The 23,482-nt window shown below is 76.5% G+C and carries 22 protein-coding genes and 1 tRNA gene; 11 read left to right on the top strand and 12 right to left on the bottom strand.

Annotation, left to right across the window (positions count from 1 at the left end):
* Window positions 1-20: 20 nt before the first annotated feature.
* Complete coding sequence (locus WJX68_RS20485; protein ID WP_340293460.1) at window positions 21-620, bottom strand: sigma-70 family RNA polymerase sigma factor; 600 nt, start codon at window positions 618-620, stop codon at window positions 21-23.
* A 113-nt stretch (window positions 621-733) separates the two neighbouring features.
* Between WJX68_RS20485 and WJX68_RS20480 the strand changes: the two genes are divergently transcribed.
* Window positions 734-1,396: a Dph6-related ATP pyrophosphatase gene (locus WJX68_RS20480; protein ID WP_340293484.1), complete on the top strand. Its 663-nt coding sequence runs from the start codon at window positions 734-736 to the stop codon at window positions 1,394-1,396.
* 18 nt (window positions 1,397-1,414) lie between these two features.
* Here WJX68_RS20480 and WJX68_RS20475 read toward each other — a convergent pair whose 3' ends face one another.
* Window positions 1,415-2,569 carry a DegT/DnrJ/EryC1/StrS family aminotransferase gene (locus WJX68_RS20475; RefSeq protein ID WP_340293458.1) on the bottom strand — a complete coding sequence of 385 codons (1,155 nt, stop codon included), beginning with the start codon at window positions 2,567-2,569 and terminating at the stop codon, window positions 1,415-1,417.
* A gap of 269 nt (window positions 2,570-2,838) precedes the next feature.
* Here WJX68_RS20475 and WJX68_RS20470 point away from each other — a divergent pair, with 269 nt between their 5' ends.
* Complete coding sequence (locus tag WJX68_RS20470) at window positions 2,839-4,494, top strand: FAD-dependent oxidoreductase (protein ID WP_340293455.1); 1,656 nt, start codon at window positions 2,839-2,841, stop codon at window positions 4,492-4,494.
* A gap of 17 nt (window positions 4,495-4,511) precedes the next feature.
* Here the strand turns inward: WJX68_RS20470 and WJX68_RS20465 are convergent, their stop codons facing one another.
* The 3 genes from WJX68_RS20465 to WJX68_RS20455 all read right to left on the bottom strand — a co-directional run bounded on the left by WJX68_RS20465 (window position 4,512) and on the right by WJX68_RS20455 (window position 8,361).
* Window positions 4,512-5,573 (bottom strand): GGDEF domain-containing protein, encoded by a 1,062-nt coding sequence (locus WJX68_RS20465; protein WP_340293452.1) that lies wholly within the window; start codon window positions 5,571-5,573, stop codon window positions 4,512-4,514.
* A gap of 153 nt (window positions 5,574-5,726) precedes the next feature.
* Window positions 5,727-7,133: an MFS transporter gene (locus tag WJX68_RS20460; RefSeq protein ID WP_340293449.1), complete on the bottom strand. Its 1,407-nt coding sequence runs from the start codon at window positions 7,131-7,133 to the stop codon at window positions 5,727-5,729.
* Between the two features lie 37 nt (window positions 7,134-7,170).
* Window positions 7,171-8,361, bottom strand: a complete 1,191-nt coding sequence (locus WJX68_RS20455; RefSeq protein ID WP_340293448.1) for an aminotransferase — start codon at window positions 8,359-8,361, stop codon at window positions 7,171-7,173.
* A 46-nt stretch (window positions 8,362-8,407) separates the two neighbouring features.
* Here WJX68_RS20455 and WJX68_RS20450 point away from each other — a divergent pair, with 46 nt between their 5' ends.
* Window positions 8,408-9,601 carry an MFS transporter gene (locus tag WJX68_RS20450; RefSeq protein ID WP_340293446.1) on the top strand — a complete coding sequence of 398 codons (1,194 nt, stop codon included), beginning with the start codon at window positions 8,408-8,410 and terminating at the stop codon, window positions 9,599-9,601.
* Between the two features lie 41 nt (window positions 9,602-9,642).
* On the opposite strand, the gene WJX68_RS20445 is transcribed toward WJX68_RS20450, so the two are convergent.
* The 3 genes from WJX68_RS20445 to WJX68_RS20435 all read right to left on the bottom strand — a co-directional run bounded on the left by WJX68_RS20445 (window position 9,643) and on the right by WJX68_RS20435 (window position 11,952).
* Window positions 9,643-11,292, bottom strand: coding sequence for a SulP family inorganic anion transporter (locus WJX68_RS20445; RefSeq protein ID WP_340293444.1), 1,650 nt, complete (start codon window positions 11,290-11,292; stop codon window positions 9,643-9,645).
* Window positions 11,289-11,720, bottom strand: a complete 432-nt coding sequence (locus WJX68_RS20440; protein WP_340293442.1) for an ArsR/SmtB family transcription factor — start codon at window positions 11,718-11,720, stop codon at window positions 11,289-11,291. The genes WJX68_RS20445 and WJX68_RS20440 overlap by 4 nt, the downstream gene beginning before the upstream one ends.
* A gap of 147 nt (window positions 11,721-11,867) precedes the next feature.
* Window positions 11,868-11,952: transfer RNA gene (locus WJX68_RS20435), tRNA-Leu, on the bottom strand.
* 123 nt (window positions 11,953-12,075) lie between these two features.
* Here WJX68_RS20435 and WJX68_RS20430 point away from each other — a divergent pair.
* The 3 genes from WJX68_RS20430 to WJX68_RS20420 are packed head-to-tail and all read left to right on the top strand — an operon-like array spanning window position 12,076 to window position 14,663.
* Complete coding sequence (locus WJX68_RS20430) at window positions 12,076-13,407, top strand: M20/M25/M40 family metallo-hydrolase (protein ID WP_340293439.1); 1,332 nt, start codon at window positions 12,076-12,078, stop codon at window positions 13,405-13,407.
* Between the two features lie 53 nt (window positions 13,408-13,460).
* Window positions 13,461-14,231: an SDR family NAD(P)-dependent oxidoreductase gene (locus tag WJX68_RS20425; RefSeq protein WP_340293436.1), complete on the top strand. Its 771-nt coding sequence runs from the start codon at window positions 13,461-13,463 to the stop codon at window positions 14,229-14,231.
* Window positions 14,232-14,276: 45 nt separating this feature from the next.
* Window positions 14,277-14,663, top strand: coding sequence for a VOC family protein (locus tag WJX68_RS20420; RefSeq protein WP_340293433.1), 387 nt, complete (start codon window positions 14,277-14,279; stop codon window positions 14,661-14,663).
* 18 nt (window positions 14,664-14,681) lie between these two features.
* Here the strand turns inward: WJX68_RS20420 and WJX68_RS20415 are convergent, their stop codons facing one another.
* Together WJX68_RS20415 and WJX68_RS20410 are read right to left on the bottom strand one after the other, a co-directional pair.
* Window positions 14,682-14,915, bottom strand: coding sequence for a DUF5703 family protein (locus tag WJX68_RS20415; protein ID WP_340293430.1), 234 nt, complete (start codon window positions 14,913-14,915; stop codon window positions 14,682-14,684).
* A 136-nt stretch (window positions 14,916-15,051) separates the two neighbouring features.
* Window positions 15,052-16,002, bottom strand: a complete 951-nt coding sequence (locus WJX68_RS20410; RefSeq protein WP_340293427.1) for an aldo/keto reductase — start codon at window positions 16,000-16,002, stop codon at window positions 15,052-15,054.
* Window positions 16,003-16,140: 138 nt separating this feature from the next.
* Between WJX68_RS20410 and WJX68_RS20405 the strand changes: the two genes are divergently transcribed.
* The 4 genes from WJX68_RS20405 to WJX68_RS20390 all read left to right on the top strand — a co-directional run bounded on the left by WJX68_RS20405 (window position 16,141) and on the right by WJX68_RS20390 (window position 19,238).
* Window positions 16,141-16,962, top strand: a complete 822-nt coding sequence (locus WJX68_RS20405) for an undecaprenyl-diphosphate phosphatase (RefSeq protein WP_340293424.1) — start codon at window positions 16,141-16,143, stop codon at window positions 16,960-16,962.
* Window positions 16,963-16,982: 20 nt separating this feature from the next.
* On the top strand, window positions 16,983-17,681 hold the full coding sequence (locus WJX68_RS20400; protein WP_340293421.1) for a histidine phosphatase family protein: 699 nt from the start codon (window positions 16,983-16,985) through the stop codon (window positions 17,679-17,681).
* Window positions 17,682-17,778: 97 nt separating this feature from the next.
* Window positions 17,779-18,360, top strand: coding sequence for a DUF3090 domain-containing protein (locus WJX68_RS20395; protein WP_340293419.1), 582 nt, complete (start codon window positions 17,779-17,781; stop codon window positions 18,358-18,360).
* Window positions 18,357-19,238, top strand: a complete 882-nt coding sequence (locus WJX68_RS20390; RefSeq protein ID WP_422785744.1) for an SCO1664 family protein — start codon at window positions 18,357-18,359, stop codon at window positions 19,236-19,238. The genes WJX68_RS20395 and WJX68_RS20390 overlap by 4 nt, the downstream gene beginning before the upstream one ends.
* Window position 19,239: 1 nt before the next feature.
* Here WJX68_RS20390 and WJX68_RS20385 read toward each other — a convergent pair whose 3' ends face one another.
* Window positions 19,240-21,498 carry a UvrD-helicase domain-containing protein gene (locus WJX68_RS20385; RefSeq protein ID WP_340293417.1) on the bottom strand — a complete coding sequence of 753 codons (2,259 nt, stop codon included), beginning with the start codon at window positions 21,496-21,498 and terminating at the stop codon, window positions 19,240-19,242.
* 86 nt (window positions 21,499-21,584) lie between these two features.
* Complete coding sequence (locus tag WJX68_RS20380) at window positions 21,585-22,430, bottom strand: sulfite exporter TauE/SafE family protein (RefSeq protein WP_340293414.1); 846 nt, start codon at window positions 22,428-22,430, stop codon at window positions 21,585-21,587.
* 75 nt (window positions 22,431-22,505) lie between these two features.
* On the opposite strand from WJX68_RS20380, the gene WJX68_RS20375 reads away from it, so the two are divergent.
* Window positions 22,506-23,369, top strand: coding sequence for an alpha/beta fold hydrolase (locus WJX68_RS20375; protein ID WP_340293411.1), 864 nt, complete (start codon window positions 22,506-22,508; stop codon window positions 23,367-23,369).
* Window positions 23,370-23,482 lie beyond the last annotated feature (113 nt).

The raw sequence follows: 23,482 nt of genomic DNA, 5'->3' as shown, positions 1-23,482 counted from the left end.
GTCACCCCGGTGTCTGCCGGTCAGGGGCGCGCGGCCCGCCGGGCACCCGGGGCGGCACCGGTGCCGGAGCCGCCTGCGTCCTCGCCGAGGGCCCGCAGCAGGTCCTCGCGCGCCCTGGCCACCCGCGACCGGATCGTGCCCACCGGGCAGTCGCAGACCGCGGCGGCCTCGGCGTAGCCCAGGTCCAGGACCTGGGTGAGGACGAACGCCTCCCGCCGGTCCGGGGCGAGCCCGTCGACCAGCGCGCGCAGCAGCACGGCCTCCTGCGCACCGGTGCGCGGGGCGGCCCGCTCCAGCACCTCCTGGGTGTCCTCGCCCAGGTCGCTGACGCGGGGCCGGCGCACGGCGGTGCGGACCGCGTCCACCGCGACCCGCCGCGCCACCGAGAGCAGCCAGGTCCGGGCCGTGGAGCGGCCCGCGAACGACGGCAGCGACCGCAGTGCCCGCAGGAACGTCTCCTGGGCGAGGTCCTCGGCGTCGTCGCGGCCGGCGAGGTGGACCAGGAAACGGTGCACGTCGGCCTGGGTGGCGCGCACGAACGACGCGAGCGCGGCCCGGTCCCCGGCGCCGGCGGCCAGCGCCCACGCCGTGACCGTGGCATCGTCGTGGCGTTCGGGCACGCGATCACGGTAGCCGTCGGGGACGCGCTCCAGAAGCCCGCCCCGGTCACCGTCCGCGACGTGGGACCACCCGGCGTGACCTGTCCGGACGCTACGGTGCCCGGGTGTCCGACATGTGGGTCAGCTGGTCCGGCGGCAAGGACGCGGCGACGGCCCTGGCGGCCGCCCGGCGGGCCGGGCACCGGGTGACGGGCCTGCTCAGCACCACCACGTCCGTCCCGTCCGGTGGGGCCGAGATCGCCGTGCACGGCGTCGGGACGGCGCTCGTGCAGGCCCAGGCCGCCGCGCTGGCGCTGCCGCTGCACCGGGTGGAGCTGCCGCCCGCGTGCCCGGACGGGACCTACCGGGAGCGGCTGCGCTCCGCGCTCGGCGCGGCCGGCGGGGCGGGGGTGACCGGCCTGGTGTGCGGGGACCTCGCGCTCGCCGACGTCCGCGCGTTCCGCGAGGACGTCCTCGACGGCACCGGCGTCGCCGGGGTGTTCCCGCTGTGGGGCGCGGACACCGCGGCACTGGCCCGGGGGATGCTCGCCGCCGGGCTGCGCGCGGTCGTCGTCGCCGTCGACCCGGCGCGGGTGCCGGCCGCGCTCGCCGGGGTGGCGTTCGACGCGGCGTTCCTCGACGCCCTGGCGCCCGGCGTCGACCCGTGCGGCGAGAACGGCGAGTTCCACACGTTCGTCACCGGCGGGCCGGGCTTCGCCCGCGACGTGCCGGTCGCGGTGACCGGCACCGTGCACCGCGACGGCCACGTGCAGGCCGTGCTCGCCCCCGCGGGCTGAGACCGGTCCGGGCGGTGCTCAGCGCGCGGTGCGCGAGGCCAGCAGCCGGAACGCCGGCGTCGGCAGCTCGGGCGCCAGGTCGACGACGCAGGTGCGGGCCAGGATCTCCAGGGTGCGCGGGCGGGCCTGCGGGCCGTGGTCGATCGCGGTGCCGTTCGCGGCGTACGGGTCGAAGCCAGGGTGCAGCGGGTTGCGGGCCCGCAGCGACCGCCAGTTCGTGTAGACGTGGCGCCCGGTGTCGATCAGCCGGTGCACGCCGCGGCGGGCGCCGAACCCCGCCGCCGCCTCCGGCGTCGCGAAGGTCAGGGCCAGCCCGGCGGCGTGCGCCGGGTCGTGGTGGGGCACCGGCTCGGCGTCGTGGCCGGTCCGCCCGGCCAGCGCGGACAGCATGATGTCGCGGTGCCGGCGGCGCCGCGCGATCTGCGCGGGCAGCCCGGCGAGCTGCGGGCGCAGCACCGCCGCGGAGAGCTCCGGCATCCGCAGGTTCACCCCGACGATCAGGTCGGCGTCGGCCCCGGCGAATCCGGCGCGCTCGTAGCTGCCGACGTCGTGGTACATCGAGGCCCGCTCGAACAGCCGCGTGTCACGCGTCACGAGCGCGCCGCCCTCGCCGGAGCGGATGTTCTTGTGCTGGTTGAAGCTGAAGCAGCCGGCGTGCCCGATCGAGCCCGCCGGGCGGCCGCGGTAGGTGACGCCGATCGCCTGGCAGGCGTCCTCGATCACGACCAGGCCGTGCGCCTCGGCGACGTCCATGATCGCGTCCATGTCCGCGACGTGGTTGAGCATGTGCACCGGGAGCACGGCGCGGCTGCGCGGGGTGATCCGGTCCTTCAGGTCGGCGGGGTCCATCGTCAGCGAGGCGTCCACCTCGACCAGGACCGGGACCGCGCCGACGGCCAGCGCCGCCGCCGCCGTCGACACCCAGGTGTAGGCCGGGACGAGCACCTCGTCGCCGGGGCCGACACCGGCGCCGACCAGGGCCGCGACCAGGGCGCTGGTGCCGCTGTTGACCGCCAGCGCGTGCGGGGTGCCGACGGCGGCGGCCAGCTCGGACTCGAAGCGTGCGACCTCCGACCGGTCGCCGCCGGTGAAGCGGCCCAGCTCGCCGCGCCCGAGGACCCGGACCGTGGCGGCCATGCCCCGTGCGGTCGTCGTCATCGCCGCCAGTCCCATCCGGTCCTCCGCACCGTGTCCCCGGCGTCCACGTCGCGTGCGACGCCGTCGGTCCCGCGGACGAACCACGCGAACCGGACACGACCGTACGCGCCGTCGGGCGGGTGCCGGTGTGCCGGGGGACCGGACCGGACGGTGCCACAGCGTCCTCACAGGCGGGACCGGGCACCATCGGAACGGCCGCAGCACCCCCTGTGCGACAGCAGGACCCCCGGCGGCACCGGCGCGACCGCGCCCGGTGCGCCACCGATCGGAAGGACCGACCCTCCATGCTCATCGACACCCGGCGCGCGCTCCCCGGCTCCTGGTTCGAGGCCGAGGTCTGCGTCATCGGCAGCGGCCCGGCCGGTGCCGCCGCGGCGACCGAGCTGGCCGACCGCGGCCTGCGCGTCGTCGTCCTGGAGGGGGGCGGGCCGAACCTGAGCCGGCTGGCCCGCGACACCTACCGCGGCATCACCGGGCGCGGCGCCCACGACCCGGTCGACGCGGTCCGCCAGAAGCGTCTCGGCGGCACCTCGCTGGTGTGGGGCGGGCGCTGTGCCCCGCTCGACGACGTCGACTTCGCCGAGCGCGACTGGATGCCCGGCGCGGCCTGGCCCATCCCGCACGACGAGCTGCGCAGCTGGTACCCGGCCGCGCAGCGCCACCTCGACGCCGGCGCCTGCGAGTACTCGGCCGCGCGCTCCGGCTTCCCGGAGCCGCCGCCCGGGGTGCACAGCGACGACCTGCGCTGGGACGACCTGTGGCGCTGGAGCCCGCCGACCTCGACCGCGCCCGCGGTGCGGGCGATGGCCGAGGCGGGCCGGATCCGGCTGTTCCTGCACGCCACCGTCTCGCGGCTCGAGCGCGACGAGGTGTCGGGCACCGCGACCGAGGCGGTCGTCGTGCCGCGGCCGGGCTGCGAGGTCCGCATCCGCGCCCGGCACTTCGTCGTCGCCGCGGGCGGGCTGGAGTCCACCCGCATCCTGCTGGCCTCCGACGGCTACGGCGGCACCGGCACCGGGGCCGGCATCGGCGACGAGTACGGCCAGGTCGGCCGGCACTACATGACCCACCCGGTCGGCGAGGTCGGACGGCTGCGGCTCACCCCGGCCGGGCGCGAGCTGGGGCTCGGCTACCTGCCCACCGACGACGGCGTCTACGCCCGCCGGATGCTCTCGCTGGCCCCGCGCGTGCAGGCCGAGCACCGCCTCGGCAACCTCAAGGCCGCGCTGTGGTTCGCCGACCCGAAGGACGCCGGGCACGGCGACGCCCTGCTGTCGACCTTCGCGCTGACCTACTGGGGCATGGGCAAGCTGCGCACCGGGTTCAAGGCCGCGGGCACCCACGCCCAGTACAGCCGCACCACCGACATCGGCCACCACGTGCGCAACGTCGCCGCCGACCCGCTGCGCGTCGCCCGCTTCGCCCGCGGCTGGGTCCGGCCGCGGATCACCGGCGAGCGGCGGGTGCCGTCGTTCATGCCGCTGGACTCGGCGCACTGCCGGCTGCGGTTCGACGCCGAGCAGACCCCGGACCCCGCCAACCGGGTCACCCTCGACCGCGAGCGCGACGCGCTGGGCCAGCACCGGCTGCGGGTGGACTACCGGGTGTCGCCGGCGGACCGGGAGGCGATCGCGACGTCGCTGTCGCTGATCGGCAAGGAGATCGAGCGCACCGGCCTGGCGCAGGTGGACCTGTCCGACGTCGACCGGGTGCACGACCTGGACATGACCGACGGCACCCACCAGATGGGCCTGCTGCGCATGTCGGCGTCGCCGCGCACGGGCGTCGTCGACCCGTGGTGCCGGGTGCACGGCACCCCGAACGTGCACATCGCCTCCAGCGCGGTGTTCCCGTCGGCGGGCGCGGTCGGCCCGACGCTGGCCCTGGTCGCGCTGGCCTGCCGCACCGCCGAGCTGATCGCGTCCGAGGTCCGCGGCTGAGCCCGGCCCGGCTCCGCTCAGCCGCGCAGCAGGGTCACCCCGGTCCCGGCCCCGGCGCCGTCGAGCGCGGCCCACATCGCGTCCAGCGGGAGCGGGCGGTGCCGGGTCCGGGTGATCACCGCGTGGCACGGCGTCGGGACGAACGGGAAGGCCGCGGACAGCCCGGCGACGCTCTCGCACAGCCGCCGGGCGCCGACCGCGAGCGAGCCGACGTCGCTGCCCGGCAGCACGAGCAGGAACTCCTCGCGCCCGACGCGGACGGGCCGGCCCGCCGAGCCGGTGTGGCCCTCCAGCAGGCGCGCGACCCCGCGCAGGACCGAGGTCTCGGCGCGGAAGCCGTGCCGGCGGGTCACCGAGCCCAGGCCGTGCACACGCAGCAGGACCAGGCCCAGCGGCAGTGTCCCCGGTGCGGAACCGGCGAGCCAGCGGTCGAGGAAGGCCCGGGTGCGCAGGCCGCTGCGCGGATCACGCTCGGCGCCGGGCTCCAGGTCGTCGAGCCGGTGCTGGGCGGTGTCGGCGCGGCGGCGCTCCTCGGACAGGTACCGGGCGAGGGCGTCTGCGGCGGCGTCGTAGCGGTGGTCGGTGGCCGTGCCCGGGATCGGGACGACCCGCGAGAGCACCTCGTCGAGCCCGCCGGTGTGCCGGGCGCCGAGCCGGGGTCCGAGCTGGTGGCGCAGGCGCAGCAGCTCGGAGTGGGCGTCGACGTGGCGGAAGGACCAGCGGGCACGGAACAGCCGCCCGCGCTCCAGTGAGCGGGCCGCGCCGTCGACCGCCTCCAGGTCGTGCGCGACGACCGTCGTCCCGGACCGCGGGGTGAGCACGGTGACGCTCCACTCGCGCGCCGCGTCCTCGCCGTCGGTGAGCCGGACGTGGCCGAGGCCGGCCGGCAGGCCGTCGGGCGGCGGCCCGGCGGTGGCGACGACGGCGCCGTCGCCGCAGAGCGCGGCCAGCTGTGACCAGGTGTCGAGCAGGGGCGTCAGGTACTCCGCGCGCTGGGCCATCCCGACGACGGCCATCGGCCGGTCCCGCGACGGCGCCAGGGCGAACTCCGCGGCCGCGTGCCCCAGAGCGTCCAGCAACGGTTTCGTGACCGTGCGTGAGGGGCGGTCCGCGGCGGCGGCTGCGGTTGCGGGGCTCGACCACGCACCGTCCACCCTCACCTCACTCGCATGCAGTAACGCTTGTACGTCAATGTATACGTTGAGTGGAGAAACGGGTCGGTCGGATGTGGCTCATCTCGCAGGTGTACCCCGTAACAGACCCGCAGCGAGTGCCGCGCCGATCACGAGGAGTGCCGAACCTATCGTCATCGCCACCCCGAACCCGGGGCCGAACGACGCGGGGTCGGCGGGGGCGTCGCCGCGGATCCCGGCGACGGCGGGCACCGTCGCCACCGCGAGCAGCCCGGCGGCGCGGGCGATCGCGTTGTTCACCCCGGACGCGACGCCGGCGTGCCGGTCGGCGGCCGCGTCCAGCACGGCGGTGGTCAGCGGCGCGACCGCGGCCGAGAGCCCCAGCCCGACCAGCGCGGTCGCCGGCAGCACGTCGGTGACCCACCCGGCGCCGGGCCCGATCCGCGACGCGAGCAGCAGCCCGCCCGCGGCGAGCAGCAGCCCGACGGTCACCAGCGGCGCCGGCCCGGTGCGGGTGGCCAGGCGCCCCGCGCGCGGGGAGAGCAGCAGCATCAGCACGGTCACCGGCAGCGTCGCGGTCCCGGCGAGCAGCGGCGAGAACCCGGCGACCACCTGCAGCTGCACGGCCAGCAGCACGAACAGCAGCGACAGCGCCGCGTACACCGCGACGGTCACCAGGTTCGCCCCGGTGAAGCGGCGCCCGTCCCCGGCCGCGGTGAACAGCTCCGGCGGGACCAGCGGGGACCGGCTGCGCCGCTCGGCGACGGCGAACGCGACCAGCGCCGCCACCCCGGCCGCGCCCGTGCCCCAGACCGCCGGTCCCGGGGCCGGGCCGCTGCCCGCGGCCGTCCCCGCCCAGGTCAGCAGGCCCAGCCCGGCGACGGCGAGCAGGCTGCCCGGGACGTCGAGCCGCTGCGCCGCGTCCGGGTCGCGCGACTCCGGGACGTGGCGCAGCGCGACCACCACGACGACGGCCGCGAGCGGCAGGTTCACCAGGAACACCGCCCGCCACGACCACTCGACGAGCATCCCCCCGACGAACGGGCCGAGTGCCCCGGCGACCCCGCCGAGCCCGGACCAGGCGCCGATCGCCGCCGCGCGGTCCGCCCCGTGGAACGACGCCGAGATCAGCGCCAGGCTGCCCGGGGTCAGCAGGGCGCCGCCCACGCCCTGCAGCGCGCGGGCCGCCGCCAGCACCTCGACGGTCGGCGCGAGCGCGCACAGCAGCGACGCGAGCGCGAACCAGACCGCGCCGGTCACGAAGATCCGCCGCCGGCCGAACCGGTCGCCCAGCGACCCGCCGAGCAGGATCAGCCCGGCCAGGGTGAGGGTGTAGCCGTTGACCGTCCACTGCAGCCCCGCGAACCCGGCGCCGAGGTCCTCGGCGATCCGCGGCAGGGCGATGGTGACGACGGTGTTGTCGAGCATCGCCATGCCCGAGCCGAGGACGCAGGCGGCGACGACCCAGCGGCCGGAGGCCGTGCCGAGGCGCAGGTCGGAGGTCATGTCGGCGCGAACGCCGCGGCGCGGCGCCGTCTTCCCGTCAGCGACCGGCCCCCGCCGCGACGAGCCGCCGGCGCAGCAGGGCGGCGCCGTCGTCGTCGATCCGCCCGACCGACATCCGCAGCATCTGCCGGTCGTCGGGCAGGAACGCGGTGCCGGGGATGGTCAGCACGTCGTGGTCGAGCAGCAGGGTGCGCACCACGTCGAGGGTGGGCCGCTCGGGGAACGGGTGGCGGACCCAGGCGAAGAACCCGCCGAGCGAGACGACCTCGAACCCGCCCGGGGCGCCGTCCAGCGCGGTGCCGACCAGCGCGCGGCGCCGCGCGATGTCCGCGACCCGCCCGGCCCGCCAGGCCCCGGCGCGGGTCAGCCCGGCCACCGCACCCTCCTGCCCGGTGCGCGGGGCGCAGATCGCGATGCAGTCGAGCAGCTTCAGCACCTGGCGGCGCAGCTCCGGCCCGGCGACCAGCGAGCCGACGCGGTGGCCGGGGATCGCGAGGTCCTTGGAGTAGGAGTGCAGCGCGACCACCGTCGAGCGCCAGTCCGGGTCGGAGAACAGCGGGTGCGACGGCGCGCCCGCGTCGTCGCGGAAGGACCGGTAGGTCTCGTCCACGACCAGCGCCAGGTCGTGGCGCCGCGCCAGCTCGGCGAACGCGACGATCTCCTCCGGCGGCACCGTGAGCCCGCTCGGGTTGCCCGGGGTGACCAGCACGATCGCGCGGGTGCGCGGGGTGACCAGCGCCTCGGCGTCGGCGGCGCGGGGGACGAGCCCGGCGTCGGGCTCCAGGTACACCGGCGTGACACCGCGCATCCGCAGCCACATGTCGTGGTTGAAGTAGTACGGCAGCGGCGAGATCACCTCGTCGCCCGGCCCGGCCAGCGCGTCGGCCACCACCGCGAACGCCTGGTTGCACCCCGCGGTGACCACGACGTCGTCGGGTGTGAGGTCCACCGCGCCCGCCCGGGCGTGGTCGCGGACCAGCTCGTCGGCGATCGCGCGGCGCAGCGCCGGGATGCCGGGGACGGGGGAGTAGCCGATCGCGGCGGGGTCGCGCGCGACCTCCACCACCCGCTCGACGATCTCCGGGGCCGGCGGGTAGGGCGGCGCCGCCTGCGACATGTCCAGCAGCGGGTGGGTCGCGTCCCGCGCGGGGTCGCGCTCACCGGCCAGGGCCAGGGCCGCGCCGATCGGGGAGTCGCTGCCGGCTGCCGTCGTGGGGTCCAGTCGCACGCCCGGGAGGTTACGGTCGCCCCAGGCGACGGTGCGAGGTGACGGGGTGCACGACGTCCGGACGGTCCCGGGAGCGGCGTTCCGCCGCCGCGTGCTCGTCGTGCTCTGCCTGACCGAGATCACCAGCTGGGGCGTCCTGTACTACGCCTTCCCCGTGCTGGCCCCGGCCGTCTCCGCCGACACCGGCTGGTCGGTCGGCGCGGTGACCGGTGCCTTCTCGGCCGGGCTCGGGGTGTCCGCGGTCGCGGGCATCGGCGTCGGCCGGCTGCTGGACCGCTGGGGCCCGCGCTGGGTGATGACGGCGGGGTCGCTGCTGGGGGTGCCCGCGGTCGTCGCCATCGCCTGCGCCCCGACCTGGCCGCTGTTCCTCGGGGCCTGGCTGCTGGCCGGGCTCGCCCAGTCGGCGACGCTCTACCCGCCCGCGTTCGCGGCGCTGACCCGCTGGTGGGGCCCGGACCGGGTCCGCGCCCTGACCGGTCTGACGCTGGTCGCGGGCCTGGCCAGCACGGTGTTCGCGCCGCTGTCGGCGGCCCTGCTCGGCGGGTACGGCTGGCGCGGCACCTACCTGGTGCTCGCCGTAGTCCTGCTGGTGGTGACGGTGCCCGCGCACCTGGCCGGGCTGCGCGGCCCGTGGCCGGAGGCGCCCGCACCGCCGGAGCGCGCGGACCCCGGCGCCATCGCGCGCAGCCGACCGTTCCTGCTCACCGTGGCCGCGGTGTTCCTCGGGACGTTCTGCGGGTTCGCCGTCGCGGTCAACCAGGTCCCGCTGCTCATCGAGCGCGGGCTGGACGTGCAGACCGCGGCCTGGGCGCTCGGCCTCGGCGGGCTCGGCCAGGTCGCCGGGCGCGCCGTCTACACCCGCGCGGTCGGGCGGCTCGCGCCGGCGGGCCGTGCGGTCGTCGTGCTCGCGCTCCTGGCCGCGACGACGGCGCTGCTCGGCCTGCTCCCCGGCCCGGCCTGGCTACTCGTGGCCGCCGCCGTGCTCACCGGCGCCGCCCGCGGCATCACGACGCTGCTGCAGGCCACCGCCGTGTCCGACCGCTGGCCGTCGAAGTTCTACGGGCGGCTGAACGGGGTGCTGTCGGCGCCCGCGACCGTCGCGGTCGCGGTGTCGCCGTGGGCGGGGGCGGCGCTCGCCGGTCCGCTGGGCGGCTACGCGGAGCTGTTCGTGGTCCTGGCCGGGGCGGCGGCGTTCGGCGCGGTGCTCGCGCTGGGCACCCGGGCCGGCGCCGGCCGCTGACCGGGCGCGGCACGGGCGCGACCGCGGGCCGCGCCGCGGTGTCACCCGGCCGGCGGCCCGCCGGGCACGGGGCGCCGGACGTGGGTGCGCGCGTGGGCGAGGGCCGCGTCGAGGTCGGAGTGCAGGTGCGACGGGTGCCGGAGCCCGGCCAGCGCGCCGACCCCGCTCAGCACGTCGCGGTGTTCCGCACGGACCCCCTTGACGATCACGGTGAGCCCGCGTGCCTCGAGCGTGTCGACGATCTCCCCGAGGGCGCGGGCGCCGGTCGCGTCGAGGATCCCGAGCCCGGACAGCCGCAGCACGACGACCTGCGCGCCGGCGGCGCCCTCCAGCACGGCGGTGAGGATCCGGTCGGCCGCGCCGAAGAACAGGGCGCCCTGCAGCCGGAACAGCGCGATGTGCTCGTCGCCGCCCGTGGCGGGGCCCGGGAGCGCCTCCCGGTGCACCACGGCGTCGCGGGCCAGTCGCCGCAGCGCGAAGAACGCGGCGACCGCGATCCCGATCTCGATGGCGACGACGAGGTCGACGGCGACGGTGAGCACCGCGGTGACGGCGAAGGTGACGGCCGCGGCGCGGCCCGCGCCCAGCACCGTGCGCACCGTCCGGGCCGGGATCATCCGCGTGCTGGTCACGAGCAGGACCCCGGCCAGGGCGGCGAGCGGGATCCGGCCGACCGGGCCGGCGGCGAGACAGAGCACCCCCAGCACGACGAGCGCGTGCACCACGGCCGAGAGCCGGGTCCGGGCGCCGGCGCGCACGTTGACCGCGGTGCGGGCGATCGCGCCGGTGGCCGGCATCCCGCCGAACAGCCCGCTCGCGACCGAGGCGAGCCCCTGCCCGACCAGCTCGCGGTCCGCGCGGTACCCGGTGCGGGTCATCGACGCCGCGACCCGGGCCGACAGCAGCGACTCGACCGCGGCCAGCGCGGCGACGGCCAGCGCGGGCCCGGCGAGGGCGCGCACCGTCGCGGGGTCGAGGTCGGGGACGACCGGCAGCGGCAGCGAGCCGGGCAGCGCACCGATCCGCGGCACCGGGGCACCGGCGAGCTCGGTGACGACGGTGACGACGACGACCGCGACGAGCGAGGCGGGGATGCCCGGGTGCAGCCGCGGCAGGACCGCGACGAGCACCACCACCGCGGCCACCACCCCGAGCGTCCAGGCCGTCCGCGGCCCGGCGTCGGACACGGCGGCGACGGCGGCGCGCACGGCGGTGCCGACGGTGTCGTGCCCGGCCGCGGCGGGCACGCCGAGCGCGGCCGGGACCTGCTGGAGCGCGATGATGCAGGCGATCCCCAGCGTGAAGCCCTCCACGACCGGCCACGGCAGGAGACCGGCCAGCCGCCCCAGCCGGGCCACGCCCGCGACCAGGACGATCAGCCCGGCGAGCACGCTGACCAGCGCGACCGCGGCGGTGCCGTGGGTGGCGACGATCGGCGCGAGGATCACGGCCATCGCGCCGGTCGGGCCGGACACCTGGACGTGCGACCCGCCAGCCACGGCGGCGACGACCCCGGCGACGACCGCGGTCACCAGCCCCGCGGCCGGTCCGACCCCGGCGCTCGCGCCGAACGCCAGCGCGAGCGGCAGGGCGACGACGCCGACGGTCACCCCGGCGGCCAGGTCGGCGCGCAGCGCGCGGGGCCGCAGGTCGTAGTCGTCGCGGCGGGGGAGCAGGTCGGCCACCCTCACGAGGTGGTCCCGGTGCCCGCCGCGAGCGGGTCGCCCACCTCGAGCAGGGCGCGGACGCTGGCCCCCGGCAGCGGGGGCAGTGCCCGGGCGGCGGCGAGCCGCTCGTCGTCGCGGGCCAGGTCGGCCAGCAGGAACGCCCGGGCCACGACCAGCAGCTCGGCCACCAGCGGCTGGGCTAGCCGGTAGTCGACGGCGTTCCCGCTGCGGGTGGAGGAGACGAGCCCGGCCCGGCGCAGGACGGCGAGGTGCTGGGACAGCTGCGAGGCCTCGTACCCGGTGACGGCGAGCAGCGTGGACACGGCGACGCCGTCGTCCCCGGCCGCGGCGAGCTCCTCCAGGACGCGGATGCGGACCGGGTGCGCCAGGCACTTGAACAGCTCGGCCTTGATCCGGTACAGCGGTTCGGTCCGTCGGTCGTCGGTCGACACGGGCCCCCACCTCCCTGTTTGACGATTATCGTAAGTCGTCAATCGACGGGGGAGCGGGGTCGGCTGCGTCACGTCGGGCAGGGTGTCCGGGGCGGGAAACACGACACCGGCCACGGCGCGGGGCCGTGACCGGTGTCGTGTGGTGTGTGTCCGAGGGGGGACTTGAACCCCCACCCCCTTATACGGGGACTAGCACCTCAAGCTAGCGCGTCTGCCATTCCGCCACTCGGACGTCGCGGTCTCGCGACCGCGTCGATGGGGGAAGCATAACCGAGCCCCGCGCCGGGGCCCGCGGCGGGGTCGGGCGGCTCCGGCGGCCCCGGCCGCCGCCGGGCGCCGGTGGTAGAACACGGCCATGACCGCTTCCCAGCACGACGATCCGAGCAGCGCCGAGGCCGAGGTCGTGCAGCTGTGTTCGGAGCTGATCCGGATCGACACGACCAACACCGCCGACCCCGAGACGCTGGCCGGTGAGGCGGAGGCGGCCGACTACGTCGCGGACAAGCTGCGCGAGGTCGGCTACGAGGTCGAGGTCGTCGAGTCCGGGATGCCGAAGCGGATGAACGTGTTCGCCCGCCTCCAGGGCGCCGACCGCTCCCGCGGCGCGCTGCTGATGCACGGCCACCTCGACGTCGTGCCGGCCGACCCGTCCGAGTGGTCGGTGCACCCGTTCTCCGGCGCGGTGCAGGACGGCTACGTCTGGGGCCGCGGCGCGGTGGACATGAAGGACATGGACGCGATGATGCTGGCGGTCGCCCGCCGCTTCAAGCGTGAGGGCGTCGTCCCGCCGCGCGACATCGTGTGGGCCTTCGTCGCCGACGAGGAGGCCGGCGGGAAGTGGGGCGCGCAGTGGCTGGTGGAGAACCGGCCGGACCTGTTCGAGGGCTGCACCGAGGCCGTCGGCGAGGTCGGCGGCTTCTCCCTCACCCTGGGTGAGGACCAGCGCGCGTACCTGATCGAGGCCGCCGAGAAGGGCATCGCCTGGATGCGGCTGCGGGCGAAGGGCAGGCCCGGCCACGGGTCCTTCCTGCACGACGACAACGCCGTCACCATCCTCGCCGAGGCGGTCGCCCGGCTCGGGAACCACACGTTCCCGCTGGTCGTGACCGACACCGTGCAGGCGTTCCTGGACCGGATGACCGAGCTGACCGGCGTCGAGTACCCGGAGGACGACCTGGAGGGCGCGCTGGCCAAGCTCGGCCCGATCTCGCGGATCATCGGCGCCACCGTCCGCGACACCGCGAACCCGACGATGCTCAGCGCCGGCTACAAGGCCAACGTCATCCCGTCGACGGCCGAGGCGGTCGTCGACTGCCGGGTGCTGCCCGGGCGCGAGGAGGCGTTCCTGCGCGAGGTCGACGAGCTGCTCGGGCCGGACGTCGAGCGCGAGTGGGTCACCGAGCTCCCGCCGGTGGAGACGCCGTTCGAGGGGGCGCTCACCGAGGCCATGCAGGCCGCGCTGCGCACCGAGGACCCGACCGCGGAGATCGTGCCCTACATGCTCTCCGGCGGCACCGACGCGAAGTCCTTCGCCTCGCTGGGGATGCGCTGCTACGGCTTCGCCCCGCTGCGCCTGCCCCCGGAGCTGGACTTCGCCTCGCTGTTCCACGGCATCGACGAGCGGGTCCCGGTGGACGCGCTGACCTTCGGCACCCGGGTGCTGGACCGGTTCCTGCGCACCGCGTGAGCCCCGGCCCCGTCGCCGTGACGGGACGGGGCGGCGGGTGGCAGGGTGGCGGCATGGATCTCTCGGGCAAGGTCGCCCTGGTCACCGGGGGCGCGTCGGGCATCGGCGCGGCCGCGGTGGACCGGCTGGTGGCGGCGGGTGCACAGGTGGTCGTGGTGGACCGGGACGCCGACGGCGCCGCGGCCGTCGCCGGGAGGGCCGTCGGGCTCGCCCACCCGGCCGACGTCACCGACCCGGCGGCGATGACCGCCGCGGTCGCCGCCGCCGAGGAACGCTTCGGACGGCTCGACGTCGTGCTGCTCAACGCGGGCGTCACCGCGGGCCAGTCCGGTGTGGAGGACCTCGACCTCGACGGCTACCGGCGCATCCTCGGCGTCAACCTCGACCACGTCGTGTTCGGGCTCACCGCCGCGGTGCCGGCGCTGCGCCGCGCCGGCGGCGGGCGGGTCGTCGCGACGGCGTCGCTGGCCGGGCTGATCGGCCTGCCCGGCGACGCGCTCTACACCGCGACCAAGCACGCCGTCGTCGGGTACGTGCGGGCCGCGGGCCCGGCCCTGGCCGGCCAGGGCATCACGGTCACCGCGGTGTGCCCCGGGTTCGCCGACACCCCGCTGATCGGCGGTGTCCGCGACCAGTTCGGCGACTTCCCGCTGCTCACCGCCGACGAGGTGGCCGCCGGGATCGAGCAGATCCTGCAGCGCGGCGAGCCGGGGGAGTGCTGGTACGTCCAGCCGGGCCGCGAGCCCGCGCCGTACGGCTTCCGCGGGGTGCCCAGCCCGCGCGGGGCGGGCACGCCGCCCGAGGTCGGGTGGCAGGGCGCCTGAGCCGGCCCTTGACCTGTACCCCGGTGCAGGTCGCACGCTGGGGACATGGCCGAGCTGAACCACACCATCGTCGCGTCCCGTGACAAGCACGCCGGGGCCGCGTACCTCGCGGAGATCCTGGGGCTGCCCGAGCCCACGTCGTTCGGGCCGTTCCGGGTGGTGCACGTCGCCAACGGCGTCGACCTCGACTACGCCGACGTGCGCGAGGGGGAGGACATCGCCGTCGCGCACTACGCGTTCCTCGTCTCCGAGGACGAGTTCGACGCCGCGTTCGGGCGGATCACCGCGCGCGGGCAGCAGTACTGGGCCGACCCCCACGGTGCCCGTCCCGGCGAGATCAACACCGACGACGGCGGGCGCGGGGTCTACTTCGACGACCCCTCCGGGCACCGCATGGAGCTCCTGACCGTCCCCTACGGCGGGTGGTCCTGACCGGCCCGGCGGCCCGGCTCAGAACGTCGGCTCGGGGAGCAGTCCCTGCCGGGCGCCGAGGCGGCGGCGCAGCACGACCTTGCGGACCCCGCCGGGGTAGAGGCGCAGCCGCGACAGCTCCCACCCGGAGAACTCGGCCTGGATCGCCAGGCGCACCGAGGCGGTCAGGCGGGACACGTCCCCCTCGATGCGCACCGGGCGGTACTCGTACCGGTCGTCGGTCCAGCCGTCGCCGTCCCGAGTCCCGGCCACCCGATTCCCGGCGGCGGCATCCTCCGCATCGCTCCCGGCGCCCTGGGTCATGCATGCCTCCCGGTGGTGGGTGTACGTCGCCCCGGTGAACGGCGGGTGACGCGTCCGGCATTCCCAGTCTAGGCGACCCGCCGCCTCAGACGGGGTCGCTGACGTCGTCCAGCGCGGTGCGGATCTCGGCCGGCAGGGTCAGGTCCTCGGCCGCGAGCGAGGCCCGCAGCTGCGCCGCGTCGCGCGCCCCGACGACCGCCGAGGCGACCCCGGGACGGTCCCGCACCCAGGTCAGCGCCACCGACAGCGGGGAGGTCCCGAGCCCGTCGGCGGCGGTGAGCACCGACTGCACGATCCGGGCCGAGTGCTCGGTGCGGCGGGCCTCGACGTAGGAGGCCAGCAGCGCGCTCGCGCCACGCGAGTCGGCCGGGGTGCCGTCGGTGTACTTGCCGGTGAGCACCCCGCGCCCCAGCGGCGCCCAGGCCAGCAGCCCGAGTCCGTGGTGGCGCGCGGCGGGCAGCAGCTCGGCCTCCGGCTCGCGGGCCAGCAGCGAGTACTCCACCTGCGCCGACACCGGGCGGCACACGGCCGGGTCCGGTCCCGCGGCCGCGCTACCCGCGACCGTCGCCAGCTGCCAGCCGGCGGGGGCGACCAGGCCGGCGTAGCGCACCCGCCCGGAGTAGACGGCCACCTGCACCGCGGACAGCGTCTCGTCCAGCGGGACCCGCGGCTCCCACCCGGGGAACTGCCACAGGTCCAGGTGCTCGACGCCCAGGCGGCGCAGCGTGCGGTCCAGCGAGCGCAGCAGCGACGCCCGCGAGGCCCGCTCGCCGTCGGCGGTCCCGGCGGCCGCCCCGCGCCCGGCGAGGACGACGCCGTCGCGCCGGACGGTGCCCCGCAGCAGCCCGCCGAGCACCTGCTGGGCGGCGCCGCCGCCGTAGTCGTCGGCGGTCTCGACGAGCGTGCCGCCCGCGTCGACGAACGAACGCAGCTGCTCGCGGGCCTCGGCCGGGGAGGTGTCCTCCCCCCAGGTCATGGTGCCCAGGCCGACCCGTGACACCTCGAGGCCGCTGCCGCCCACCGGTCTGCGTTGCACGGTCACCGAGCCTAGGCGCGCCGCCGGCCGGGACCCGTGAGGGCGCGCAGAGTGACGCCCGTCTCGGCGAGTACGGTGACGGCCCGTGATCAACCAGGACCCGCGCAGCCGGTGCCGGCACGACGACGGGAGCCGACCGTGAGCTGGCTCGAGGTCGTCGTCCTCGGACTGATCCAGGGACTGACCGAGTTCCTGCCGGTGTCGTCCTCGGCGCACCTGCGGATCGCCTCGGAGATCTTCTTCGGCCGCGACCCGGGTGCGGCGTTCACCGCCGTCTCCCAGCTCGGGACCGAGGCCGCGGTGATCGTCTACTTCGCCCGCGACATCTGGACGCTGTTCACGACCTGGCTGCGCGGCTTCCGCGACGCCGAGGTCCGCGCGAGCGACGACTACCGGCTGGCCTGGTTGGTGATCATCGGCTCGGTGCCGATCGCGGTGCTCGGTGTGCTGTTCAAGGACCAGATCGAGGGCGTCGCGCGCAACCTGTGGCTGGTCGCGACCACGCTGATCGTCTTCGGCGTGCTGCTGGGCCTGGCCGAGCGGTTCGGCCGCCAGGTCACCCCCATCGGCAAGATCTCGGTGAAGGACGGCATCCTGCTCGGCTTCGCGCAGGCCATGGCGCTGATCCCGGGCGTCTCCCGGTCCGGCGGCACGATCACCGCCGGCCTGTTCCTGGGGCTGACCCGCCCGGCGATCGTGCGGTTCTCCTTCCTGCTGGCCATCCCGTCGGTGTTCGGCGCGGGGCTGTTCACGCTGCCCGACGTGTTCGCCGGCGACGGCCCCACCGGTGTGCAGATGCTGGTGGCGGTGCTCGTCGCGTTCGTCGTCGGCTACGCCGTCATCGCCTGGCTGCTGCGCTTCGTGGAGAACAACACCGTCTACGTGTTCGTCGCCTACCGGATCGCGCTGGGCGTCGCGCTGCTGGCCGCGCTGTCCCTCGGAGCGGTGAGCGCGTACTAGCTCACGTAGCCTCGGGCGGCGTGACGACCTTGATCCTCCTGCGGCACGGCCGGTCCACCGCGAACACCGCGGGCGTCCTCGCCGGGCGCACACCGGGCGTGGAGCTCGACGAGCGCGGCCGCGAGCAGGCGGCGGCGGTCGTCGAGCGGCTCGCCGCGCTGCCGATCGCCGCGGTCGTGACCTCGCCGATGGAGCGCTGCCGCCAGACCGTCGCCCCGCTGGCGGCGGCCCGCGGGCTGGCCCCGGTCGTCGAGCAGGACCTGGCCGAGGTCGACTACGGGTCCTGGACCGGGCGGAAGATCACCGACCTGCTCGGCGAGGACCTCTGGAAGGTGGTCCAGGCGCACCCGTCGGCGGCCGCGTTCCCCGACGGCGAGTCCCTGGCCGGGATGCAGGCCCGCGCGGTCGCGGCGGTGCGCCGCCACGTCGCCGCGGCCCGCGCCGAGCACGGCGAGGACGCGATCGTGCTCGCCTGCAGCCACGGCGACGTCATCAAGGCCGTGCTGGCCGACGCGCTGGCCTGCCACCTGGACAACTTCCAGCGGATCGTCGTCGACACCTGCTCGGTGAGCGTCGTGAGCTACACCGAGCTGCGCCCGTTCGTCGCCCGGATGAACGAGCAGTCCGGCGACGTGGCGAGCCTGGTGCCGAAGCCGAAGCAGGACGGCGAGCAGGCGCACGCCTCCGACGCCGTGGTCGGGGGCGCCACCAACGCGTGAGGTGAGGTGATCCACCTCGCATCGTCGCTGGTGGCGGCACCGCCGGCGGACCGCGGGGATGCCGCCGTCGCCGTACTCGCCTACCCTGGGAAGGGTCATGGCACGCGTCATCCACGTCTTCCGCCGACCCGACCGCTTCGTGGCCGGGACCGTCGGCGAGCCCGGCGATCGCGCCTTCTACCTGCAGGCGATCGAGAGCTCGCGCACGATCAGCGTGCTGCTGGAGAAACAGCAGGTCTCGGTGCTGGCCGAGCGCATCACCGCGCTGCTCGGCGAGGTGTCCAAGCGCTTCGGCGAGGACAACCTGCTGGAGGGCACGACCGGCGGCGGTCCCGACGCGGACCCGCTCGACGTGCCCCTGGAGGAGGAGTTCCGGGTCGGCACGATGGGCCTGGGCTGGGACGCCGACTCCAGCTCGATCGTCGTCGAGCTGCTCGCGGTGACCGAGGAGGAGGTCGACGAGTCCGTCGTCCTCGACGACACCGAGGAGGGGCCGGACGCGCTGCGCGTGTTCCTGTCCCCGACCGCGGCCAAGGCGTTCGCCGAGCGCGCGGAGAAGGTCGTCGACGCCGGCCGGGCCCCGTGCCCGCTGTGCGCCGAGCCGCTCGACCCCGCGGGTCACGTCTGCGTGCGGCTCAACGGCTACCACGACCGCAACCCCGTGGCCGGGACGGAGTGACGCTCGACCTGCGCGACCCCGCCGTGTCCGAGGTCCTGACCCGGGGCCGCATGGACATCACCGGGCGGATGGTCGACGCCTCCAACGCCACCCTGTTCGGCACCGTCGCCCTCGACGGCGTCGAGCTGCGCTGCGTCTACAAGCCGGTGCGCGGCGAGCGGCCGCTGTGGGACTTCCCGGACGGCACGCTGGCCGGGCGCGAGGTCGGCGCCTACCTGGTCTCCGAGACCTCGGGCCTGCACGTGGTGCCCCCGACGGTGCTGCGCGAGGAGGCCCCGTTCGGGCCCGGCATGGTGCAGGCCTGGGTCTCCTCCGGCGACGAGAGCGCGCTCACCGACCCCGCGGACACCGGCGACGAGCTGGACGGCGACCTCACCGAGGAGACCATCCGGCTCGCCACCGAGTCCCTGGTCGAGCTGTGCGAGCCGCACGAGATCCCGGGCGGCTGGCTGCCGGTGCTCCGCGCCCGCGACGGCGCCGGGGACCCGGTCGTGCTGGTGCACGCCGACCACCCGCAGCTGCGCGCGATGGCCCTGTTCGACGTCGTGGTCAACAACGCCGACCGCAAGGGCGGGCACGTGATCCTCGCCGGCGACGGCGAGGTCTACGGCGTCGACCACGGTCTCACCCTGCACACCGAGCCGAAGCTGCGCACCGTCCTGTGGGGCTGGGTCGGCGACGAGCTCGGCGAGGAGCACACGGCCGTGCTGAAGGAGCTGCGCGCCCGGCTGGCGGGCGAGTTCGCCGACACCCTCGGCGAGCACGTCACCCGCCGGGAGGTCGCGGCGCTGCGCTCCCGGATCGACCACCTGCTCGCCGAGCCGCGCTTCCCCGGCCCGGACGGCTACGGCCCGGCGATCCCGTGGCCGGCGTTCTGACTCACCCCACCAGCCACAGCCGCTGCGTCGCACGGGTCATCGCGACGTAGAGGTCGGCCGGGTCGGTGTCCCGGATGCGCTCCGGCGCGGCGATGACGACGGCGTCGAACTCTAGGCCCTTCGACGACACCGGGGTGTGGACCGGTGCCCCGGGGTCGCCGACGTCGGTGCCGTCCGGGGCGATGACGGCGACGGTGCCGCGCCCGGCGGCCGCGCGCGCCGCCGCGGTCGCGTCCCGGACGGCCGCGGCGAGCCCGCCGTCGGCGACGGCGACAGTCCGCGGCGGCTCCCCGGTGCTGCGCACCGACTCCGGCGGGCGCCGGTCCGGGGCGTAGGACGCGAGCACCTGCGCCGCCGCGTCCATGATCTCGGCCGGGGTCCGGTAGTTCACCGTCAGCGTGCGGTGGGTCCAGCGCTCGGCGAGGTGCCCGGCGAGCACGTCCTCCCAGGCCCGGGCCCCGGCGGGCGCGCTGCGCTGGGCGAGGTCGCCGACCGCGGTGACCGACCGCGACGGGCAGCGCCGCAGCAGCACGTGCCAGTCCATCGCCGACAGCTCCTGCGCCTCGTCGACGACGAGGTGCCCGTAGCGCCAGTCCCGGTCGGCCGCCGCCCGCTCGGCCACGGTCAGCGGCACCCCCGCGACGTGGCGCTGCGCGAGCATGTCCGCGGTGACGAAGTCGGTGGGGCGCAGCTCGTCGGGGTCCTCCCCGGCGAGGGTGCGGTCGGCGGACTCCAGCACGGTCAGCACCTCCGCGGCGTAGGCGCTGTCCGGCCCGTCGTCGGGGGCGGGGGCCTCGTCGGGCAGCGGTCCGAGCAGCTCGGCGAGCTCGTCGAGCAGCGGGGCGTCGGCGATCGTCCACGGCGCCCCCGGCGTGCGGTGCAGCGCCGTGAGGTCCCGCCCGCCGCCGGCGGAGGCCAGCAGGTCCGGGTCGGCGTAGAGCTCGGCGAGCGCGCGCTGCGGGGTCAGCAGCGGCCACAGCCGCTCGACGGCCGCGTGGAAGCGCGGGTCGGTCCGCACGGCGTCGCGCAGCTCGGCGCGCATCTCCGAGGACACCTCGGCCGCGCCGGCCGGCTCGATCTCGGGCAGGTCGAGCCCGGCGAGCAGCGCGGCCAGCTCCGGCGGGTCCTCGAGCCCGGCCTCCAGGCGCTCCAGGCCCCGGTCGACGAGCAGGCGGCCGAGGGTGTCGCGGAAGGTGGCGCGGGCGGCGTTGTGCGGCAGGCCGCCGGCCCGGGCCCGGCTGCGGGCCTCGGCCGCGAGCCCGTGGTCGATCTCGACGGTGACGTCGTCCAGGGCGATCGCGATCGGCCGGCGGGGGAGCTCCTGGCGGTCGGCGACGGCGCGGCGCAGCACCTCCACCATGTGCGCCCCGCCCTTGGTCCGGGCCTGTTCCGGCGGGTCGGCGGCGGTGGCGACGACGCCGTGCGCCAGCCGCCCCGGGGTGGTGAACACGACCGCGGACTCCCCGAGCGCGGGCAGCACGCCGCCCACGTGGTGCACGAACCCGGCGCTCGGCCCGACGACGAGCACCCCGCTGCGCGCCAGCCGGTCGCGGTGGGTGTGCAGCAGGTAGGCCACCCGGTGCAGCGCGACGGCGGTCTTGCCCGTCCCCGGGCCGCCCTCGATGACCACCGTTCCGGCCAGCGGCAGCCGGATGATCTCGTCCTGCTCGGCCTGGATGGTCGTGACCATGTCACGCATCCGGGTGCCGCGCGGCGCGGTCAGCGCCGCGTACAGGGCCGGGTCCGAGGCGGACAGCCCGTCGCCGGGGTCCGGCACGTCGGTGGTGAGCAGGTCGTCGTGGAAGTCGGCGACGCGCTCGTGCGGCGCGGTGCCGGCGACGGTGTAGTGCCGGCGGCGCACGACCCCGAGCGGGGTCACCGGCGTCGCGCAGTAGAACGGCCGCGCGGCCGGTGCCCGCCAGTCGAGCAGCGCGCTCTCGCCGTCGGCCGGGTCGGTCAGCCCGATCCGCCCGATCCGGACGGGCGGGGCGCCGTCGGCGTGGTCGAGGCGGCCGAAGCAGAGCCCGGCGCGCGCCGCGGTCAGCGACCGGACCCGGTCGGCGGCGCGGTGCACCGTCACGTCGCGCTCCCAGCGGGCGCTGAGCTGCTCGCCGGCCCGCTCGGCCTGCGCGCCCCGTACGCGGTCGCGGGCGTCGGCGAGCTCCTCGTCGAGCAGGGCGTGCAGGTGGCGGAGGGTTCCGGTCTCGGCGGCGAGCTCCGCCTCGTACCCGGACCGGGGGCTGTCCGGAGTCTTGCCCATGGTGCTATACTTGAGGTGCAGGCCTACGTTCTCGGGTTCTGAGCGCACCCCGCAGGGTAGCGCCTCCCCGCGGTCCTGCGCACCTGTCATCCCCGCCGGCGGCGGATCAGGCCCGCGGTCTCGCGCACGGCCATCGCCGTCGCGAACGTCCCGAAGACCAGGCCGAGCACGACCGCGTCCAGCGACAGGCCCAGCACCGCCCCCGCGACGGTCCCCGGGGCCGCCGTCACCGCGAGCACGGTGCCCCACCGCCCGGACGCGGTGCCCTGGCGCAGGTGCACCACCGTCCCGACGATCGAGTTCGGGATGAACATCAGCAGCGAGGTCCCCGCCGCGACGTGCAGGTCGGTGCCGAACAGCAGCACCATCGCCGGCACCGCGAGCAGCCCGCCGCCGAGCCCCATCGCGCCCGCCCAGGCGCCGATCACGAGCCCGACGACGGTGGCCGTCGGGTACAGGAACCACGGGTCGCCGACCAGCGACGCCGGCACGATCGCCCCGGCGAGCAGCGGCAGGCCCAGGGCGTCGACGAGCAGCTTGGCCGCCGTCAGCACCAGGATCGCGACCAGCAGCGCACGCAGCAGGGTCTCCGGGGCCCGGGCGAGCAGCTTCGGCCCGACCCACCCGCCGAGCGTGCCCCCGACGATGAGCCCCGCCCCGGTCCGCAGGTCCAGCGCGCCGCCGCCGACCGCGTAGGCGGCCGCGCCGGCCACGCAGACCCCGATGTTCGCGATCGTCGACGAGCCGTGGATGCGGGCCCGGGTCATCGTGGTGAACCGGTCGAGCGCGGGCACGAACAGCACTCCGCTCCCGCCGCCGATCAGCCCGCCGACCACGCCGCCCACCAGGCCGATCACGCCGACCGGCACGGCGCGGCCGTCCCGGTCGTCGCGCGGCGGTGCGGGGGTCGACGTCGCGTCGCTGCGGGCCATCGGCCCAGTGTCACCCCGGCCGCGGGCCCTGCGTGCGGCCCGTCCCAGCCGGCGGGACGGGGCTACGGTCGGGCCATGAGCCTCCCCGCCCCGCAGCGCGTCACGGTCCCCGGCACGACGCTGCCCGAGATCACGCTGTCCGTCCACGACACCGGCGGCGACGGTCCGCCCGTCCTGCTGCTGCACGGCTGGCCGGACCGGGCGACGCTGTGGACCCACCAGGCCGCGGCGCTCGCCGCCGCCGGGCACCGCGTGATCGTCCCGGACCTGCGGGGGTTCGGGGACTCCGACCGGCCCGCCGAGCCCGAGCACTACCGGATGCGCGCGCTGGTCGCCGACGTCCTCGGCGTGGCCGACGCGCTCGGCGTGGACCGGTTCGCCCTCGCCGGGCACGACTGGGGCGCCTCGCTGGGTTGGGCGGTGACGCTGGCCTCGCCGCGGGTGTCGCGCTACGCGGCGTTCTCGGTGGGGCACCCGGTGGCCTTCGCGACGGCGGGCATGCGCCAGAAGTCGATGTCCTGGTACATGCTGTGGTTCCAGTTCCCCGGCGTCGCCGAGCAGGTCATGCCCGCCGACGACTGGGCGTTCCTGCGCTCCTGGATGCACGCACCGTTCCCCGAGGGGCACCCGCTGCCGGCCCGCCAGATCGCCGACCTGTCCCGCCCGGGTGCGCTGACGGCGTCGCTGAACTGGTACCGCGCCAACATCGACCCGGCCACGTTCGTGCCGGTCGCGGCCCCGACGCTGCCGCCGGTGCGGGTGCCGGTGATGGGCGTGTGGAGCGACGGCGACCTCGCGCTGACCGAGTCCCAGATGCGCCGCTCCGGCGAGTTCGTCGACGACTTCCGCTACGAGGTCGTCGCCGGTGCCGGGCACTGGATCCCGGAGGAGGCACCGGAGGCGGCGAGCGCGCTGCTCGTCGACTTCCTCGGGAGCTGAGCGCGCGCGGGGGTGACCGACCGGACAGGCACCGCCCGCTGCGGGCCGGGTACCCGGGGGCCAGGATGGTCGTCGGACCGTCCCCCCGGGGACGCCGGCCCACGGCCGGACAG

The sequence above is a fragment of the Pseudonocardia spirodelae genome (assembly GCF_037727765.1).
Taxonomy (GTDB): domain Bacteria; phylum Actinomycetota; class Actinomycetes; order Mycobacteriales; family Pseudonocardiaceae; genus Pseudonocardia; species Pseudonocardia spirodelae.
Note: the sequence above shows the minus strand (reverse complement) of the source record. Positions and strands in the feature narration are given on the sequence as shown.

Excerpts from the sequence above, each read along its gene's own strand:
- WJX68_RS20480 (WP_340293484.1), top strand. The coding sequence starts at position 734 with ATGTGGGTCAGCTGGTCCGGCGGCAAGGACGCGGCGACGGCCCTGGCG.
- WJX68_RS20475 (WP_340293458.1), bottom strand. The coding sequence starts at position 2,569 with ATGGGACTGGCGGCGATGACGACGACCGCACGGGGCATGGCCGCCACG.
- WJX68_RS20470 (WP_340293455.1), top strand. The coding sequence starts at position 2,839 with ATGCTCATCGACACCCGGCGCGCGCTCCCCGGCTCCTGGTTCGAGGCC.
- WJX68_RS20460 (WP_340293449.1), bottom strand. The coding sequence starts at position 7,133 with ATGACCTCCGACCTGCGCCTCGGCACGGCCTCCGGCCGCTGGGTCGTC.
- WJX68_RS20430 (WP_340293439.1), top strand. The coding sequence starts at position 12,076 with ATGACCGCTTCCCAGCACGACGATCCGAGCAGCGCCGAGGCCGAGGTC.
- WJX68_RS20425 (WP_340293436.1), top strand. The coding sequence starts at position 13,461 with ATGGATCTCTCGGGCAAGGTCGCCCTGGTCACCGGGGGCGCGTCGGGC.
- WJX68_RS20420 (WP_340293433.1), top strand. The coding sequence starts at position 14,277 with ATGGCCGAGCTGAACCACACCATCGTCGCGTCCCGTGACAAGCACGCC.
- WJX68_RS20395 (WP_340293419.1), top strand. The coding sequence starts at position 17,779 with ATGGCACGCGTCATCCACGTCTTCCGCCGACCCGACCGCTTCGTGGCC.
- WJX68_RS20385 (WP_340293417.1), bottom strand. The coding sequence starts at position 21,498 with ATGGGCAAGACTCCGGACAGCCCCCGGTCCGGGTACGAGGCGGAGCTC.
- WJX68_RS20380 (WP_340293414.1), bottom strand. The coding sequence starts at position 22,430 with ATGGCCCGCAGCGACGCGACGTCGACCCCCGCACCGCCGCGCGACGAC.
- WJX68_RS20375 (WP_340293411.1), top strand. The coding sequence starts at position 22,506 with ATGAGCCTCCCCGCCCCGCAGCGCGTCACGGTCCCCGGCACGACGCTG.